The 17,231-nt window shown below is 67.3% G+C and carries 13 protein-coding genes and 2 pseudogenes; 12 read left to right on the top strand and 3 right to left on the bottom strand.

Annotated elements, in window-relative coordinates; genetic code table 11:
• Nucleotides 1-703: 703 nt before the first annotated feature.
• The 3 genes and pseudogenes from ACN27G_RS28570 (at nucleotide 704) to ACN27G_RS28560 (ending at nucleotide 2,151) form a co-directional block, all read left to right on the top strand.
• Complete coding sequence (locus ACN27G_RS28570; protein ID WP_421495819.1) at nucleotides 704-919, top strand: DUF6444 domain-containing protein; 216 nt, start codon at nucleotides 704-706, stop codon at nucleotides 917-919.
• 226 nt (nucleotides 920-1,145) lie between these two features.
• Nucleotides 1,146-1,693: pseudogene (locus ACN27G_RS28565) on the top strand (DddA-like double-stranded DNA deaminase toxin); the annotation flags it as partial.
• A gap of 26 nt (nucleotides 1,694-1,719) precedes the next feature.
• On the top strand, nucleotides 1,720-2,151 hold the full coding sequence (locus tag ACN27G_RS28560; protein ID WP_421495818.1) for an Imm1 family immunity protein: 432 nt from the start codon (nucleotides 1,720-1,722) through the stop codon (nucleotides 2,149-2,151).
• Between the two features lie 378 nt (nucleotides 2,152-2,529).
• Here ACN27G_RS28560 and ACN27G_RS28555 read toward each other — a convergent pair.
• A protein-coding gene (locus tag ACN27G_RS28555; protein ID WP_421495817.1) for an IS5 family transposase occupies nucleotides 2,530-3,407 on the bottom strand; the annotation gives its coding sequence in 2 pieces (ribosomal slippage) (nucleotides 2,530-3,057 and nucleotides 3,060-3,407; 876 coding nt in all).
• A 292-nt stretch (nucleotides 3,408-3,699) separates the two neighbouring features.
• Between ACN27G_RS28555 and ACN27G_RS28550 the strand changes: the two genes are divergently transcribed.
• Genes ACN27G_RS28550 through ACN27G_RS28540 form a run of 3 tightly spaced genes read left to right on the top strand, consistent with a single transcriptional unit; the run spans nucleotide 3,700 to nucleotide 7,651 of the window.
• Entirely contained in the window at nucleotides 3,700-5,031 is a 1,332-nt protein-coding gene (locus tag ACN27G_RS28550) for a cytochrome P450 (protein WP_421497490.1), read from the top strand.
• Entirely contained in the window at nucleotides 5,028-5,948 is a 921-nt protein-coding gene (locus tag ACN27G_RS28545) for a terpene synthase family protein (RefSeq protein WP_421495816.1), read from the top strand. Before ACN27G_RS28550 ends, ACN27G_RS28545 begins: the two co-directional genes overlap by 4 nt.
• Complete coding sequence (locus tag ACN27G_RS28540) at nucleotides 5,945-7,651, top strand: prenyltransferase (protein ID WP_421495815.1); 1,707 nt, start codon at nucleotides 5,945-5,947, stop codon at nucleotides 7,649-7,651. The genes ACN27G_RS28545 and ACN27G_RS28540 overlap by 4 nt, the downstream gene beginning before the upstream one ends.
• A gap of 137 nt (nucleotides 7,652-7,788) precedes the next feature.
• Here the strand turns inward: ACN27G_RS28540 and ACN27G_RS28535 are convergent, their stop codons facing one another.
• Complete coding sequence (locus ACN27G_RS28535) at nucleotides 7,789-9,426, bottom strand: IS1634 family transposase (protein ID WP_421495814.1); 1,638 nt, start codon at nucleotides 9,424-9,426, stop codon at nucleotides 7,789-7,791.
• Between the two features lie 269 nt (nucleotides 9,427-9,695).
• Between ACN27G_RS28535 and ACN27G_RS28530 the strand changes: the two genes are divergently transcribed.
• The 5 genes and pseudogenes from ACN27G_RS28530 to ACN27G_RS28510 form a co-directional block, all read left to right on the top strand.
• Nucleotides 9,696-12,104, top strand: a complete 2,409-nt coding sequence (locus ACN27G_RS28530) for a nitrate- and nitrite sensing domain-containing protein (RefSeq protein WP_421495813.1) — start codon at nucleotides 9,696-9,698, stop codon at nucleotides 12,102-12,104.
• Between the two features lie 54 nt (nucleotides 12,105-12,158).
• Nucleotides 12,159-12,581 carry a roadblock/LC7 domain-containing protein gene (locus ACN27G_RS28525; RefSeq protein WP_421495812.1) on the top strand — a complete coding sequence of 141 codons (423 nt, stop codon included), beginning with the start codon at nucleotides 12,159-12,161 and terminating at the stop codon, nucleotides 12,579-12,581.
• Nucleotides 12,582-12,589: 8 nt separating this feature from the next.
• Nucleotides 12,590-12,979: a DUF742 domain-containing protein gene (locus tag ACN27G_RS28520; protein ID WP_421495811.1), complete on the top strand. Its 390-nt coding sequence runs from the start codon at nucleotides 12,590-12,592 to the stop codon at nucleotides 12,977-12,979.
• Nucleotides 12,960-13,571 carry a GTP-binding protein gene (locus ACN27G_RS28515; RefSeq protein ID WP_421495810.1) on the top strand — a complete coding sequence of 204 codons (612 nt, stop codon included), beginning with the start codon at nucleotides 12,960-12,962 and terminating at the stop codon, nucleotides 13,569-13,571. The genes ACN27G_RS28520 and ACN27G_RS28515 overlap by 20 nt, the downstream gene beginning before the upstream one ends.
• Before the next feature lie 108 nt (nucleotides 13,572-13,679).
• Nucleotides 13,680-14,081, top strand: a pseudogene (locus ACN27G_RS28510) (transposase); the annotation flags it as partial.
• Nucleotides 14,082-14,513: 432 nt separating this feature from the next.
• Here ACN27G_RS28510 and ACN27G_RS28505 read toward each other — a convergent pair.
• Nucleotides 14,514-15,557, bottom strand: coding sequence for a LacI family DNA-binding transcriptional regulator (locus ACN27G_RS28505; RefSeq protein WP_421495809.1), 1,044 nt, complete (start codon nucleotides 15,555-15,557; stop codon nucleotides 14,514-14,516).
• A gap of 232 nt (nucleotides 15,558-15,789) precedes the next feature.
• On the opposite strand from ACN27G_RS28505, the gene ACN27G_RS28500 reads away from it, so the two are divergent.
• The gene (locus ACN27G_RS28500; protein ID WP_421495808.1) at nucleotides 15,790-17,181 is read left to right on the top strand and encodes a glycoside hydrolase family 43 protein; all 1,392 of its coding nucleotides are present in this window, start codon (nucleotides 15,790-15,792) and stop codon (nucleotides 17,179-17,181) included.
• The last annotated feature ends 50 nt before the right edge of the window (nucleotides 17,182-17,231 follow it).

The raw sequence follows: 17,231 nt of genomic DNA, 5'->3' as shown, positions 1-17,231 counted from the left end.
CTGCACACAACGGTGGTTCATCGCGTGGCGGCCCACCTCGGCAAGGCTTGGCCACCCTGCCATCGAACTCTCGATCATGTCGAAAGTGGCCGCGTAGGGATGGACCATCCGCGTGGCCCGGCAGCATCGGCGGTCATGTTGTCGGCTCCTAGGGTTCGAGTTTGGCACTTGATACAGGGGGCGCATCCGTATCGGACGACGGGGAAGCAGGTCCGATACGGATGCGATTACGACGGTCCCGACAACCAGTCCTCCCTGCGGTCAGTCCCAGTTCCATCCACGTGACCACTCGAATCCACGCACTTCCTCACCTCCATTCGTAGACCGCATAGACCTCATCCTGCACGCCGCAATGCATCGATCAGTCGCCTCCGCGCACCAATGCCCGCGCGTTCGCCACCATCACATCTGCCATGGTGGCCGTCGTATGAGCCCGGTGCATAGGCGAGTGCGATGGACGTCGGTTGACTCCCGTTGACTTCGGTTGACGTATTTGGCGCCACCAGCCAGCTCTAGCGGCAGCGCTCCTTGGCCGCGACCAGTCGAGCGGTAAGATTGAGTGCGGTGGCGCCCGCTGCCGTGACTCGACACAATTGGTACCTGGACTGGTAACCATTCAGCAGGTTCTTAATCCTCTGGTTTGATCTTGTTGGCGGTTTGGGTCATCCACGGTCGTCGTGGCCGATTCGCCGCCGGTTGTGGGGTGGTGGAGCGGCTCGCCCGGTTGGAGGCGGCCCTGGCCGGGCGGGATGCGCGGATCGAGGTGTTGACGCGGCGGGTCGCGGAGTTGGAAGCGAAGCTGCGCCGTGATTCGCGGACATCGTCGAAGCCGCCGTCGTCCGATGGGCCGGTCAAGGCGCCACCACGGTCTCGGCGGTCGCGGTCGGATCGGCCGTCGGGCAAACAGCCGGGGGGATAAGGGTTTCACGTTGCGGCAGGTCGAGGTGCCCGACGAGGTGGTGACGCATCGTCCGGCTGGGTGCCGGTGTTGTGGCCGGTCGTTGCGGCGGGCGCCGGTGACGTCGGTAGAGGCACGGCAGGTGTTCGACCTGCCCGAGGTGCGGCCACACGTGGTCGAGGATCGGTGGGAGCATCGCCGCCGTCGGTCCGGGACGACCACGGTGGCGCTGGCGCCGGCGGGCCGCGTTGAGCGCCTGGGTGAGGCCGACCGGGACGCAGCCCTGGCAGCGGCGGCCCTTGTGGCGTATTGCCGCACCGTCGGCATCAGCCTCCCGGCGCCAGCCCCAGCACGCCCGGCACCTGGGCCGGCCCCGACGCGCGTCGCTGTCCCGGTGCCGTCCTGGATCCGGCAGGCGGGACAGGATCTGCCCAAACGACCGGACGATCAAGGCCCGACCCACGGCCAGGCGTTCGACTCGGCCGGGACCCCGTTGTCGGCCGAGCTCTGGAGGAGCGGACGCAAGATCGCATCCACCAGCGACCTTGCGTCCGGTTCCCGGGCTGAAAGGGTTTCCGTGGACGCTCACCGATCACGTGGAGTCACGAGTTGCCCAGGAGATGCGCCGGCCCGGCGCCCCGCAGGAGGTCAGTCTGGTGGTCAACAGAGAGCCCTGCACGGACGACCCGTACGGTTGCGATCGGGTGCTGCGACACATCATCACCGGGTTCGCGTCTCACGGTCTACGTGCGAGATCCGGACGCTCCGGATGGGGTGCGAGTGGTCGGCGAGTAGGAGGGAACCGGAAAGGGGATCGCGCATTGAGCTACGTCGTCACGTGGGGTTGGGGTAACCGCCGGCCCGGCTTCTCCGCCACGGAGTTGGACGCCGCCCTCGATGAAGCCGCCGCGTCCGGTGTTCCGCGGGTCGTCGGGATCTACCCACCGGAGCACCTCGCTGGTGACGCATCGCCGTGGGACGAACCGCAGCCGCCCGCGCTGCAGATCGGCGTCGGCCATCCGGACCGGTCGTTTGTCCTTTGGCTCGGTCCCGAAGGCGGCATCGGGGTTGAGGCGGACGCTCCGTCGTGGCCCAGCGGGGCCCCGGACATCGCGTTCGACTACGGCGGCGACGCCGTCTTCGCCGGCCCGACCCGAGCCCGGGTCACGCCGGCCACCGCTCGGCAGGCCGCTCGCGAGTTCGTCCGTACCGGGCAGCGACCAACCTGCGTGCAGTGGGCAAGTGAGCAGTAGATGAGCGACAGGGCGGCTGCGAAGTCCCGGCTGTGGTCGCCCCCGCCGTGTGATGTTTCCGTCCGCAGCCGGTAGGGGCCGCCCGACTCGGGCCACCCAGGGAATGCTGGTGGTGTGGGCACGATGACTAACCCTCGTACGACCTCGTGACGGTACGCCTGTATCCGTACGCCGGGCGGCGACCAGGCAGCCGATAGGGCCTTGCAGCGTGCGGTTCACGGCGATCCATAGGTGATGTCCAGCCAACCGGGTTGGACCGTCCCTGCCACCGGCGTTCGACGGGCTGCGCCCCCGGAGACGAAGCCCGTGCGTCCGCTGTTGGGACCTGCAACGATCGGCCGTTTCCGACCGGCCTGGCCCTAGGTGGTGTCCTGCGGATCATGGAGTGTGGTCGGGTACGGCACGGAGCCAGTCGAGCATCTCGATGAGGTCCAGTGTGGCTTCGTAGCTTTCGATGAGCTTGTCGTACCTGGTCGCCAGGCCTCGCCAGTGTTTGCGTCGACCGAAGCCACGTTCGACCTGGTTGCGGTGGGTGTATGCGCTGGTGTCGAAGTCTGGGGGACGGCCGCCTGATGATCCTTTCCTTGTCCGGTTGGCTTTCTGGTCGGCGCGTTCGGGGATCACGGCGGCAATCTTGCGGGCCCGCAACGCGGCCCGGTTCGCCTTGGACGAGTACGCCTTGTCCGCGGTCAGCGAGTCCGGACGCTTACGGGGACGGCCGACGCCGCCGGGTCGGGTCACGGCGATCTGATCCAACAAGGGCACCAGCTGCTTGGTATCGGAGGCCTGGCCCGGGGTGATCCGCGTGGCGAGCGAACGGCCTCGCCCGTCGGCCATAGTGTGCACCTTCGTGGTCAACCCTCCCCGGGAACGACCCAGACCCTGACGTGCCTGCGAATCCTTGGTGGTGAGCCCCCTTTACGGGCACCGGCGGCGTGCTGGTGAGCGCGCACGACCGTGGAATCGACCTGAGCGTCCCAGTCGATGTCACCGTCAGCCTCAGCCAACGCGACCACCTGCTGCTTGAGACGGGTCCAGGTGCCGTCGGCAGCCCACCGGCGGAACCGTTCATGACTGGTCTTCCACGGCCCGTACCGCTCGGGCATGTCCCGCCACGGCGACCCGGTCCGTTTCACCCAGCAGATCCCGTTGATCACCTGCCGGTGATCGCGCCACTGCCCACCACGACGGGGCTGCGCGGGCAGCAACGGCTCCAACACCGCCCACTCGGCATCAGTCAAATCAAAACGCGCCACGACCAGAACAACGAACCACCATCAAGATCCGCCGGACACCACCTAGGCGAGGTCGCCACGAGGCACCTGGGGATCGATGAGCCTGCCTGACTGGCGGAGCACCTCGGCGGGAAGCGCGGGTCGACGAAGATGATCGATGAGCCTGGAGTTGCGGGTGCTCGCGTGGGATGATCAGTTAACCGTACTTCACGAGTCCTACAAGGCCGCAGCCGACCTTGCCCTCGCAGATGGGTAAGAGATCGTGGAGGTGCTCATGTCTGAGGCGGATGCCATCACAGGCCGGGCTAGGTCGATCCCCCTACACCACGCGCTACCGCGCCTGCTTCGAGACCCGATGGCAGCACTCGTTCATCTCGGGAACCGGTACGGTGGTGAGATCGTGCGGCTGAACCTCGGCACGTTTCGCCCGTATCTGGTAACACATCCCGAGCACCTAGTGCAGGTCCTGCGCGACACCGACAGTTACATCCGCGACGGTGAGAGCCTGCTCTGGCGACCAATACGCAGGGCGGTCGGAGACGCAATCCTCGTCACCGAGGGACGGTTGTGGGAGTCCAGCCGGCAAACCCTGCAACCACTCTTCACCGCCAAGCGGGTGGAGACGCTGGTCGACCGGATGGCGGAGGCGATCGGCGAGGCGGCCGACGTGCTGGACGAGCCGGCGCGTACGGGGGAGCCGGTCGACGTCGGTGCCCTGATGTCGCAGATCGTGTGCCGACCTACGACGCGGGTCCTGTTCGGTAGGAAGATATCCGTCGAGGATGCGTTGCAGATCAACGCAGGCCTGGAGACGATCACCACGACGATGATGCCTCGCCTGCTCGCTCCGGGGGTGCCTTACCACATCCGTATGCCCGGCGATCGGGCCTTCCACGACGCCGTGCGGCGCATCGATGAGGTGGTCCTGCCTATCATACGGAAGGCGCGCCGGGAGCCGGACGACGGCGACGACATCATTGCCACGCTATGCCGGCCGCGTCAGGACGGCACGGATCCCGGTGAGGCCCAGATCCGTGGGGACGTCGTCGCCATGTTCTCTACGGCCACGGAAACGACGATCGCCGTCCTGTCCTGGCTGTGGCCGGTCCTTGAGGCGTACCCCGAGGTAGCCGCTCGGCTCTACGCCGAGGTCGACCAGGTGGTCGGGAGCGGGCCGGTGGACCGGGCCAGCCTCGCCGGGTTGCGCTACAGCCGGATGGTGTTGGACGAGTTGCTGCGTCTCTGGCCCGCCGGGTGGATGATCCCACGCACCGCAGTCGGAGAGCAGGTCTTGGGTGGTGTGCGGCTTGAGGCCGGAGCGACCATCCTGGTCAGTCCTTACGTGACGCAGCGAATGGAGGCGTTCTGGGAACGTCCAGAGGCGTTTGATCCAGAGCGGTTCTCCCCCGATCGGCCGAAGCGGCACTATCGCTACAGCTATTTTCCGTTCGGTGGCGGCCCACATCAGTGCATCGGGCAGTACCTCTTCCTGCTTGAGGCGCCGATTATCATGGCCACGCTTCTGAGCCGGTTCCGGTTCCGGCTCGGCAGGGCAGCCGATCTCAAGCCGCGGCTCGGGGCCTCGTTGAAGCCTCGTGCCAACCAGCTCACACTGGTGCCTCGCGATCGCTCCCCGGTTCCATGACGTTGACCACGCGCATTTCGGCCGCTGGTGACGACCTGCTCGGCGCGGTGGACCACGGACGCATCTGTGCGCTCGCTGTCAGGCTCGAACGTGATCTGCACCTGGTCGCGTCCAACCACGGTGACCTCTTTTCCGGCCGTCCCTTTGATTCGGGCCTGATCAGCAGCATCGCGATGTCGATCGCGTTCACTGCGCCGGAGCACACGGCCGAGCAACTGCGGCTAACCACCCGGACACTGCTGTGGGTGTTCGCCGCCGATTGGCAGATCGACTATCTGGCACAGGTGGCCGACGACGTACAGCAGATCGCCGCCGATTGCCTCGCCGTTGCCGACGGCGGGCCGCCCTCCGACGGTCATCCACTGGCGCGGCTGCTCGCCGAGATCCGGGACGAACTGGCGGTGGTGCCGGCGTTCGCATCTCTGCGGTCCGCATGGCGAGACGAACTCCGGCGGATGTTCGCGGCAGTCGTCCGGGAGTGGGAGTGGAAGACCACCCGCGTCGAGGCCGCGCCGGACGCGCTCGCCGCGCCGACGCTCGACGAGTACCTGAGCAACTCCGACAACCTCGCCTGCTCGCTTGTCAACGTGTCGCTCTGGATCTACTCGGGCGAGCAGGACTGCCTTGACCACCTTGAGGACCTGATGGTCGCGAGCCGCGAGGTGCAGCGTGTGCTGCGGCTGGTCAACGACCTCGCCACGTATCGGCGTGACCTACAGTGGGGCGATCTGAACGCGCTCATGCTGGTGGAGGACCCCGCCGAGGTGAGCAACCGGCTCGCCGCGCTCGTTGAGGGCTGCCACGACATCATCCGGCCGCTAGAGTCCATCTGTCCCCGGCAGGCCAGGTACCTGAAACGACAGATCGCATTTACGAGCGGCTTCTATCAGGTGTCGGACTTTTGGGGGAGCCTGTGAGCATCGAGGGCGAGGCCGCCGTACCCTCGGGTGCTGATAACGGCGGGGTCGACCCCGCCGTCCATGACCTGATCGACAGCTTGGTGGCTGAACCGTGGGGTCAGGTGGCCCCGTCGGTGTACGAGACGGCGCGGCTTGTGACGCTGTCGCCGTGGTTGGAGGGGCACGCCGAGCGCATCACATTCCTCGTGCGCAACCAACGGGCGGACGGTGGCTGGGGTCCGCCAGACGGGTACGCGTTGGTGCCCACGCTGAGCGCCACCGAGGCACTGCTCGCGACACTGCGTACAACCCGTTTCGGCGCGCAGCGGTACGGCGGCAAGGCGGATCTGGCCGCTGCGGCTGACCGTGGCGTGCGGGCGTTGACGATCTGGTTGCGGACAGATTTGCTGGTGCCGGACACTCCGGCGGCGGACCTTATCGTGCCGTCCCTTGTGGCGGCGATCAACCAGCACCTTGATTGGGTCTCACAGTCGCCGACCATGTGGCAGGGATCGCGTCTCGGCCTGCCGGCGGGAATGGACGATACCCGCCTCGCCAAGGTCCGCCACGCGTTGGCCGCCGGCGTCGAGCTGCCACCCAAGCTGTTGCACTTTCTGGAGGTCCTGGACCCTGCCGCCCGTCGCGATACGGGCATCCACCCGGTGCCCCCGGGCGCGGTCGGTGCCTCGCCTGCGGCCACCGCCGCATGCGTCGGCGATCCTGACACCCTCGCGCCGACCGATCCGGCCCTGACGTTCTTGGCGACGGTTGCTACCGGACACGGCGGACCAGTACCGTGCCCGCTTCCGATCACGGTGTTCGAACGGGCCTGGGTGATAAGCGGACTGAGGCGGGCCGGCGTCCAGTTCGCGGTGCCGCCGAGCGTTGTGGCCAGCCTGCGCGGGGCACTGGGCCCGGTCGGCAGCCCAGCCGGTCCCGGTTTGCCCGCCGACGCCGATACCACGTCTGTGGCGCTGTACGCGCTCGGGCAGGTCGGCCAGGCCGTCGATCCACAAAGTCTGTGGAAGTACGAGACTGCGGACGGTTTCTGTACGTGGCCGGGCGAGGACGGCTTCTCGGTGAGCACCAACGCGCACGTGTTGGACGCCTTTGGGCACTACGTGCGCAGCGGTGCCGACCCCGAGCCGCGTTACGTGGCCGCGATCGACCGGCTGACGGCCACACTGCGAGAGCACCAGCAGGTCGACGGTGAGTGGTCTGACCGGTGGCACGCCTCGCCGTTCTACGCCATCGCGTGCAGCACACTTGCGCTCAACGACTTCGGTCGGGAACCTGCGGCGGGCGAGTCGGTGACGAAGGCGGTCCGCTGGATCCTGGCCAACCAGCGCGACGACGGCTCATGGGGGCGTTGGGGCGGCACCCTTGAGGAGACCGCCTACGCCGTGCAGGTCCTGCTGTCAACACGGACGGGAGTTGTCGGCGTTGGCCCGGCGGCGAAGCGCGGCTACACCTACTTGCATGAAGCAGCAACGCAAACCATCGGGCCGGCGCTGTGGTACGGCAAGGAACTCTACCGGCCAACCGCGATCGTGCGAGCCGCCGTGCTCGCTGCCATGCACCTCGCGCAGCAGCACCCGGAACTGACCGTGCCAGCGGGCGGACAGGGCTCCGGCACGGCGGCCACGGTTCAACCCAAGCCGCGACAAACCGACGAAAAGCCGCGATCAGGACCGCTTGAGGGATTCTTCGGACACTGCTAGCGTCCCCCGTTGTCGCGTGCCGGACACTCGCACGCGCCCAGGTACCACCGATTCGCAAGCGCAATGCCGCTGTTTCAACGGCCGACTGGGGACGGTGTAATGCGTTCTCGCAGTACAACCCGAGTTCGGTCATTTCGTTAGTGCCTGACGTCCCTCGTGGCGAGGGCGTCGATGATGGCTTGCCGGTTGGGGTCGATCTGGGGTGGGAACGTCTGCGTGGCTTCGTTGATCGCGAGGGTCGCGGATCGTAGCGGGCGTAGCTGACGGAGGACGTTGCGGATCGCGAGTCCGGTGCGGGTCTGGACTTCGCGGGTGACGGCCAGGGCGGTGAAGACGATGGTCAGGTGCGCCTCGATGGCGTCTTTCGTGTGGTGGAACATGGGTCGGGCGGCGAGGTCGGTCTTGGACATGCGGAAGGACTGCTCCACGTGCCACAGGTCGTGGTAGTGGGAGATCACCTCGGCCGGGCTCATCACGTTGTGGGCGATGTTGGTGACGTAGCCCTTGAGCCCGACCAGCTTCCGAGCCCTGGCCAGCGACGCTTCGTCGAGGGTGCGGGCGTTGCCGTTGATGGTGACGAATCTCGGGGTTCGGGTCGTCTTCTCTCCGGCGACCACGGCTCGCGCCTTTGCCTCTTGGGCGTTGAGGGTTTTGTTGTCCCGGGCAGCGCGGGTGGCCGAGTACGCCCACACCGCCCGCCATGCCGATGTGTGTGTTCGTGGGTTCCACACCGGTTCGGCCTTGAGGGCGGGGTCGTTGTCCCGGTTGACGCCGGTGCGGGGGGTGATCGTGTCGATGATCTGTCCGTCGGTGAAGTAGTCCCCGTGCCAGCGGTAGTGGGACTCCAGGTCGATCGGCGCCTTGGTGGTACGTGAACCGACGATGAAGCCGAGGCCAGCGGCGTCGAGTTCGCGTAGGTTGGTGGCCGAGAGCATGCCGGCGTCGGCGACGACGACCATGCCCGCGATGTGGTGGCCGGCCTGGAACTGGCGGATGACGGGCAGCAACGTCAACGTCTCGGCCTTGTTGCCGGCGAAGCAGCCGATCTCCAACGGGAACCCGTACCGGTCGACGAGCAGCCCGACGACGATCTGCGGGTCCACCCGCCGTTCCTTGGAGTATCCGACCTTGCGCAGGTCGTCCTCCTTGTCCGCCTCGAAATACAACGTGGTCACGTCGTACAAGCACAGGCTGACGTCGCCGCTGTTCAGGGCGTGGGCGAAGCACAGCCGCGCGATCTGGTCGCGGTAGGCGCCTGTGTGTGCGCGGGTCAGGGTGCGGCGCATCGTCTTCTCGCTGGCCGGCTTGCGGCCCAGGTCGGTCAGCACCCGGCCGGTGTCGCGGATCGAGGTCGGCTCCACGACCCGCGCGATCACCAAGTCCCGGAACACCCTGTCGCCCAGCCGGTCGAATCCAAGCGATGTGAACACCGAGGCCAGCACCTCGCACAACACCCGCGACGCCGTCGACACCACCCGCGGCGCGGCGGGCACCACCGGTCCACGCTCCGGTGACCCGCCGAGGTCAAACAGCGCCGCGTCACCAGCCGGGCCGACCAACGTCGCCCTCGGCACGACCGGCTCTACACCGAGGTCGAACTCGCCCTGCCCGGGATCGGCAAGCAACTCGCGGGCCCGCGAGACCAGCAGCCCCAACTCGGCCTCGGTATGCGCCGAGCCCACATGAGCCACGATCCGCCGACGCCCGCCCACGGACTCGGCGATCTGCACCGCCGTCGCGCCCGAAGCCGTCCGCACCCGCCGAATCCACGCCACGAACCCGAGCGTAGGACACCAATTAGTGCCTCAGGAACAACCCACCAACACCCAACACCCCAGGTCAGCGCGCTGCCCACCGTCACGCCCCGAGCCGGTGACCAAACTCAGGACAAACCGACGAAAAGCCGCGATCAGGACCGCTTGAGGGATTCTTCGGACACTGCTAGCGTCCCCCGTTGTCGCGTGCCGGACACTCGCACGCGCCCAGGTACCACCGATTCGCAAGCGCAATGCCGCTGTTTCAACGGCCGACTGGGGACGGTGTAATGCGTTCTCGCAGTACAAGTATGCGCACCAAGGTAGTCGCGATGTTGGTGTCGCTAACCCTCCTGTGGGCTTTCGCGGCGTGGGTCACCCTGCGGGACGGCCTCAACCTGCTGTGGGTAAACACGCTGAACAGCGCCGTGTACACGCCGAGCGAACCGCTGCTGAAGGCGTTGCAGGACGAGCGGCGCCTCACCCTCGCCTACCTGGGTGGGCGCAACAGCCGGCCGCAGCCGGACCTGGAAGTCCAACGGCTGGAAACCGAGCGGCTTGCGGCCCGCTTCACGGAGTCCGCGCAGGCGTGGCAGGCGGATCTGGCCGGCAGCGCGAAGCTGGCGCAACGACTCGACGCGACCTACGCGAGTTTGAACGACCTCACGACCACCCGAGATTCCGTCGACGCCCGGACCATCGACCGCGCAACTGCGGCGAGCGCCTTTACCAAGACGATCGACTCGATCTTCCACATCTACGACGCCACGGCAAGCCTCGATGACCGGGACATCACCGGGTACGCCAACGCCCTCATCCAGCTCAACCGGATGTCGGAGCTAATCTCTCAAGAGGACGCGCTGCTGACCAGTGTCCTCGCCAGTGGGCGGATGACCGCCGCCGACCACACACAGTTCGCCCAGCTCGTGGGTGCCCAACGGTTCGTGGGTAGCGAAACCTCGATCAAGCTGCACGCCGACGACCGCACCCGGTACGAACAGATGCTCGCGGGCACGGCCTTCGAACGCCTCCGGGCACTTGAAGACCAAGCAGTCAGTGGACCGGCAGGCGCGAAGACCCGCGTGGACTCGGGACAGTGGCGCACCGTGGTGGACGACGCCCTGGCCGAACTACACACCGTCGTGACGGCCGGCGGCGATGGGATCGTCAACAGCGCCACATCCGTCGCCATCTGGGTCATCGTCCGGCTGCTGCTCGCCGTAGGCCTCGGAACCGCCGCAGTTTTCGCCTCGATCGTACTTTCGATCACAACCGCCCGAAAATTGATGGCACAGCTCGACCGGCTGCGGAGCGCGGCGAACGAGCTTGCCGACGAACGGCTGCCCGGCGTGGTCGCCCGGCTCCGCCGAGGTGAACCGGTGGATGTCGCCGCCGAGGCTCCACCGCTCAACTTCGGAAACGACCAAATCGGCCAAGTCGGCCAAGCGTTCAACCGCGTGCAAGAAACCGCGATTCGCACCGCCGTTGAGCAGGCCGAACTGCGCCGGAGCGTCCGCGATGTCTTCCTCAGCCTAGCCCGCCGCACACAGACGCTGGTGCACCGTCAGGTTGGGCTGCTGACCGACCTACAGCAAGGCGAACTTCCGGAAAAACAGCTTCAGGGCCTGTATACGGTTGACCACCTCGCCACCCGGATGCGGCGTAACGCGGAAAACCTAATCGTGCTGTCGGGGTCCACAGCCGGCCGGACCTGGCGCCGCAACGTGCCGATGGTCGACGTCCTTCGTGCCGCCAGCCAGGAGGTCGAGCACTATACCCGGGTCACCGTGCAGCCGCCCGGAAACGTGGCGCTGGCCGGAGGAGCAGTCCTCGACCTGATCCACCTGCTCGCCGAACTAATTGAGAACGCCTTGTCCTACTCGCCCCCGCACACCAACGTCCAGATCAAGGGCGGGATGGTCGCCAACGGGTACGCGATCGAAATTGAAGACCGAGGGCTCGGCATGTCCGAAGAGGAACTCGAGGCGACTAACGAGCGACTTGCTACCGATCAGGAACTCAACCTGACCGACGCCAGCCAACTGGGCCTGTTCGTGGTGAGCAGCCTGTCCCGGCGTCACAGCGTGCGGGTACGGCTGAAGGAGTCGCTGTACGGCGGCACGACGGCCGTCGTCCTCCTCCCGCAAGACCTCGTCGCCGAGATGACGGGGGAAAACGATACGCCTCGCGCTGGCCTGAACGGACGGGCGCGCCCGACGAGCAGCTCCACAGCGGCAGTCCCGCCGCAGGCAGGGGCGGCGCGACCTGTCGCGTTGGTCAAGCCCACACAAACTGCGGACGCGCCGGAGGACCGGCAGCCGATGCAACGGCGGAGGCCCGGCTACCAGGCGTGGAGGGACCTCAGGATCGAGCCGGAGCTGGACCACAAGGACCAAACACCCGCCGGCCCAACCGCACAGTCCCCGCCCACCCAGACACCATCCGGACTGCCCGTCCGGGTTCGCCAAGCCAGCCTCGCCGCGCCGCTACGCGGGCAGAGCCGGACTTCCGCAGAAGACACCGCAGCCGGCGACGGCTCAGCCCGGCGAACGCCGGAGCAGATCCGCAAAATGATGAGTTCCTATCAGAGCGGCACCCGGCGCGGCCGGACCGACGCGACGCTCCTGCCTGATGAGGACGACGCCGTCCCCCCGCCTACAGCCGTGGACAGCCCACCCGGGAACCACCCGCTCACCTGACCAATCTACGAGATCGACCCCGGCGATCCCCGCCACCCAGAAAGAGGACCTTGAGTGGTGCACAAGACAGCTGCGAGCGCTGACCTGGCCTGGTTGCTGAACGACATGGTCGAGCGCGTCACACAGGCTGAGAAGGCCATCGTCCTCTCCGTAGACGGTCTGCTGATCGCGACCTCAGAAGGACTGAGCCGTGACGACGGAGAGCACCTTGCAGCCGTGGCGTCCGGCATCCAAAGCCTGGCCAAAGGCGCTGGGAAGCGATTCGGTGGTGGCCCCCCACAGCAGACCATCATCGAAATGCAATCCTCGTTCCTGCTCGTCACCGCAGCCGGCGACGGCGCGTGCTTGGCGGTGCTGGCTTCGGAGGCCGCCGACATCGGAATCATCGCCTACGAGATGGCCATGCTCGTCAAGCGCGCTGGCAGATACCTCGCCTCGCCGTCGCGGACCAATGGCCAACCGGCCGCCGAAATCTAAGGTGCAAGATGCCCTTTCCCCCCGACGAATCCGCAGAGGACCTGTGGGTCGATGACCACGCTGGTCCACTGGTGCGGCCGTTCGCGCTCGCCCGCGGGCGAACAACGCCTGCCAAGGGCCAGTTCGACATGATCTCAAACGTGATCGCGACCCAGCCGGTGCCGGCACACGAGGTCGGCCTGGGTCCCGAACACCTTGCCATCGTCGGTCTCATCCAGCGGCCCTTGTCGGTGGCCGAGGTCGCGGCGCATCTCAAACTGCCTCTCGGCACAGTCCGCGTCCTGCTCGGCGACCTGCTTGAGCGGCAACTCTTACGGGTACGCGAGCCCCGGTCGGCTTCCAGATTTCCCGACGATGACCTGTTCGAGGCGGTAATCAGTGGACTCAAAGCACTCTGACCGAGTCGACGGCATCGACATGCCCGATGCCGTCAAAGTTCTGATCGCTGGCGGCTTTGGAGTCGGCAAGACCACTATGGTCGGCTCGGTCAGCGAGACCCAGCCCCTCCGCACGGAGGAACTCCTCACCGAACAGGGCGTCGGCATCGACGACATCGCCGGAGTGGAGAAGAAGAACACCACCACCGTAGCCATGGACTTCGGCCGGATCACCATCAGGCAGGATCTGGTGCTCTACCTGTTCGGCACCCCTGGGCAAGACCGCTTCTGGTTCATCTGGGACGAACTGACCCTCGGCGCGCTCGGCGCAGTCGTCCTCGCCGACACACGACGGTTGGCCGACTGCTTTCCCTCCGTCGACTACTTCGAAGAGCACGGCACCCCGTTCATCGTCGCCGTGAACTGCTTCGAAGGCGCCCGCCAATACAGCCTCGACGAGGTCAAACTCGCACTCGCACTCGACCCCGACGTCCCGGTAATGCTCTGCGACGCGCGGAAAAAGGACTCCAGTAAGGAGGTTTTGATCACCTTGCTCCAGCATTCGAAAAAGAGCCGCGACCAGGCAGCCGGGACCGTCGCTGCGCCCGCCTAGCCGCCTGAAAGGATGGTTCGGTAGCTTTCGTCCGTTATGGGTTTGGTTCCGGGTGTGATTGTGAGTCGTGGTCGTAACCGATGAGGCCGGCAGGGCGTTGGGCTGGCCGTGGGTGACCGTGCCGCGTATCCGAGCGACCTGACCGAGGAGCAGTGGGCGGTGGTCGGACCGTTCTTGCAGGCGTGGAAGGCGAAGCATCCGTCGGTCTCCGGCCATCAGGGCCGCTACGAGCTGCGGGAGATCGTGAATGCGATCTTTTACCAGAACCGGACCGGCTGCCAGTGGGCCTACCTGCCACACGACCTGCCCCCGAAGTCCGCGACCTACTATTACTTCGCCCTGTGGCGCGACGACGGCACCGACCACGCCATTCATGATCTGCTGCGCTGCCAGGCACGGGAGAAGGCCGGCCGGGCCGAAGACCCGACCGCGGTCGTGCTGGACACCCAGTCGATCCGGGCGGCCAACCACATCCCTGCGGCCACGACCGGCAAGGATGGCATACGACGAGCGGTGCGCGCCGGGCGCCGATAACCGCCGCTGCGGCCGTACCCACCGACGGAGACAACGGGACAGACGGCGCGGTCGTGGGTGCTCCGTGGGCGCTCGGATGTCAGCGACCCTGGACGGATTCCACGCCTAGAATCTGGATTTTGGCTCTAAGTGACCCTCGACAGGGCAGCTACAATGTGCAACAGTCATTCTGACCTGCCGATACTCGGCGACAAGTTCCTGGATTCGCGGGCGAAACTCCGGACGAGTCGCTTTACGTTCGGTAGCGAGAGGCAAAGACCGCTGCTGAGGATTAAAAGTCCTCAGCTCTGCCAATTGAGCTAGCGACCCGCGGCACTCAGGCTACCGGAAGCCGCGCCGGCCGACGCCGGTGGTCGTCCGCTGCCGGCGGCGGATGCCGCGAGTGGGAGACCGGGCCAGCGGGACGGGTCACCGGTCGGGCGGTGGGGCGGTGCTGGCCCGTACGACCAGCGTGGTCGGCAACTCGACCCGGGTGTGGTCGAGGGGCTCACTGGCGGCGAGTGCGAGTACGAGCCTCGCCGCGGCGGCGCCCATCGCGTCGAACGGCTGCCGGACGGTGGTCATGGGCGGCCCGCACCAGGAGGTGAACTCCAGGTCGTCGAAGCCGATCACGCTCAGTTCGTCGGGTATGGCGATGCCGGCCCGCCGGGCGGCCTCGTAGACGCCGAGCGCCTGCAGGTCGTTGCCGCAGATGATCGCGGTGGGCCGGTCCGTCGTGCGGAGCAGGTCCGCGCCGAGCGCCAGGCCCCGCTCGAAGAAGAACTCGCCGCTGCGGACGAGCCGGTCGTCGAGCGGTACGCCGGCGGCGTCCATCGCGGCCCGGCAGGCTTCCAGCCGGGCACGCGCGACCAGGGACTTGAGCGGCCCGGCGATGACGGCGATGCGCCGGTGTCCCAGTTCGAGCAGGTGGCGGGCGGCGGCGACCCCGCCGCTCCAGTTCGCCGCGCCCACCGACGGGACCGTGTCCGGGGGCATCCCGGCCGGGTCGAGCGCGACCATCGGGATGCCGCTGGCGGTGAGCAGGGCGTGTTCCTGCGGTGCGAAGGACGAGTGTGCCGCGATCATCCCGACCGGTCGGCGCTGTAGCAGCTGTTGCGCCCACGGGCGCTCGGTGGATGCCCGACTCAGCACGTCGGTGAAGCCCACCACGAGGTCCTGCCGGCGGACGACGCTCTCCACGCCTCGCATGATCGAGATGGTGAGGTGACCCTCCAGGCCGAAGAAGACGACCTCGACGCTGGCTGCCGGTGCGACCGAGTTCGGCCGTCGGTAGCCGTGCTCGCGGAGCAGGGCCTCCACCTGACGCCGGGTCTCCGAGGCCACGCCCGACCTGCCGTTGAGCACCCTCGACACCGTCGGTGTCGAGACCCCGGCAAGGCGGGCGATCGCGGCCATCGTCGGTCTGCCTGGGCGCCTGCCACGCCGGCCGCCGTCCGGGGGCTTGCCCGTCACGGCCGCAGTCTACCTCCTGGGCGATCGAAGGTTCGCTATCGCTGCCCCGCGCGGCGGCAGGGCGCGGCGCTCTCGGGCGGATCCGCCCAGCCGAGACTTCTGTCGCTGTTCCCGCCGCCGTCTCCGCCTGCGGCCGGGTCCGGACGCGGGCTTGCGGTGACGCGTCGGGGACGCTATGTTAGCGCTAACATAGACGTGCGTCCCCACGTCGACCAGAAGGGTCACAGACACCATGGCGCTAACCCGTCGACAGTTCACCATGGGCGCCCTCGCCTCCACCGCGTTCACCGCGACCGGCCTGGCAGCCAGCCCTCGATCCGCCCTGGCCGCGCCGAACACCGCGTACGCCATGACCTACTTCACCGAGTCGCCGGACTTCACCGGCGCCGACTACGGCCTGCACCTGGCGGTGAGCCGGGACGGTCTCAACTGGACACCGCTGAACCAGAACAACCCGGTCGTCACCCCGACGGCGGGTGAGCGGGGCCTGCGGGACCCGTTCGTGTTCCGCAGGCGGGACGGCACGTTCGTGGTGGTCGCCACGGACCTCTCCGGCACCGACTTCAGTCGCACCAGCCAGTACCTGCACGTGTACGACTCGACCAACCTGAGCAGCTTCACCGGCTACCGCCGACTCCGGATGCACACCTACAGCAACGTGCACACCTGGGCGCCGACGGTCTTCTGGGACGCGGCGCGTGGGCAGTACGGCATCGTCTACTCCGCCAACACCACCACGGACCTCTTCCTCGTCAACTACACGACCGACTTCCGCACCGTCAGCTCGCCGCAGACCTACTTCAGCCCGGGCTTCCCGGTGCTCGACGCGGACATCCACGTCGACGGCGGGACGACGTACCTGTACTACAAGAACCTCTCCAACGGAAACCTCTACGGCGCGCGGTCCGGCACCGGCGCGCCGAACAGCTTCTCCACCTACACCGGCGGGCTGCGGCAGGGCAACGCCATCGAGGGGGCGCACCTGGTGCGGCGCAACGACGGTGGCGCCTGGTGGCTCTGGGGCGACTCCTTCAGCCCCGTCAACAACGACATGTACCTCTGGGCCACCGCCAGCGTCTCCGGCGGCTCCTGGTCGGTGCTGAACCAGCGTGACTACACCCCGCCGATCAACTCCAAGCACGGCTCGGTCGTCGGCGTCACCGACAGCGAGTACAACGCCATGGTCAGCCGCTGGGGGTCGCCGAACTGGGTCCGGCTGAAGTCCTCCAACTTCCCCGACCGGTTCGTGCGGCACGCGAGCAACATCGGGCGGATCGACCCGTACCCGTTCGAGCCGTACCAGGACCAGATGTGGCGGATGGTCCCCGGCCTCGCCGACTCGGCCGGGGTCTCCTTCGAGTCGGTGAACCTTCCCGGGTACTACCTGCGGCACGCCGACTACGCGATCCGGCTCGACCGCAACGACAACAGCTCAATCTTCCGCGCAGACGCCACCTTCCATCGCACCGCCGGGCTCGCGGACCCGGCCTGGACCTCGTTCCGCTCCCACAACTTCCCGGACCGCTACCTGCGGCACAGCGGCTACATCCTGCGCATCGACCCGCTCGGCGCGAGTTCCAGCGCCTCGGACCGGCAGGACGCCACCTTCCGCGTCACGTCCTGACCGCCACCACCGGGCCGGACGGCGCCGCGCCGTCCGGCCCGGGGCGGAGC

This window comes from Plantactinospora sp. WMMB334 (assembly GCF_049179095.1).
Taxonomy (GTDB): Bacteria; Actinomycetota; Actinomycetes; order Mycobacteriales; family Micromonosporaceae; genus Plantactinospora.
Note: the sequence above shows the minus strand (reverse complement) of the source record. Positions and strands in the feature narration are given on the sequence as shown.

Bases quoted from the DNA above. Each gene is read 5' to 3' on its own strand.
- ACN27G_RS28545 (WP_421495816.1), top strand. From the start codon at position 5,028: ATGACGTTGACCACGCGCATTTCGGCCGCTGGTGACGACCTGCTCGGC.
- ACN27G_RS28530 (WP_421495813.1), top strand. From the start codon at position 9,696: ATGCGTTCTCGCAGTACAAGTATGCGCACCAAGGTAGTCGCGATGTTG.
- ACN27G_RS28520 (WP_421495811.1), top strand. From the start codon at position 12,590: ATGCCCTTTCCCCCCGACGAATCCGCAGAGGACCTGTGGGTCGATGAC.
- ACN27G_RS28500 (WP_421495808.1), top strand. From the start codon at position 15,790: ATGGCGCTAACCCGTCGACAGTTCACCATGGGCGCCCTCGCCTCCACC.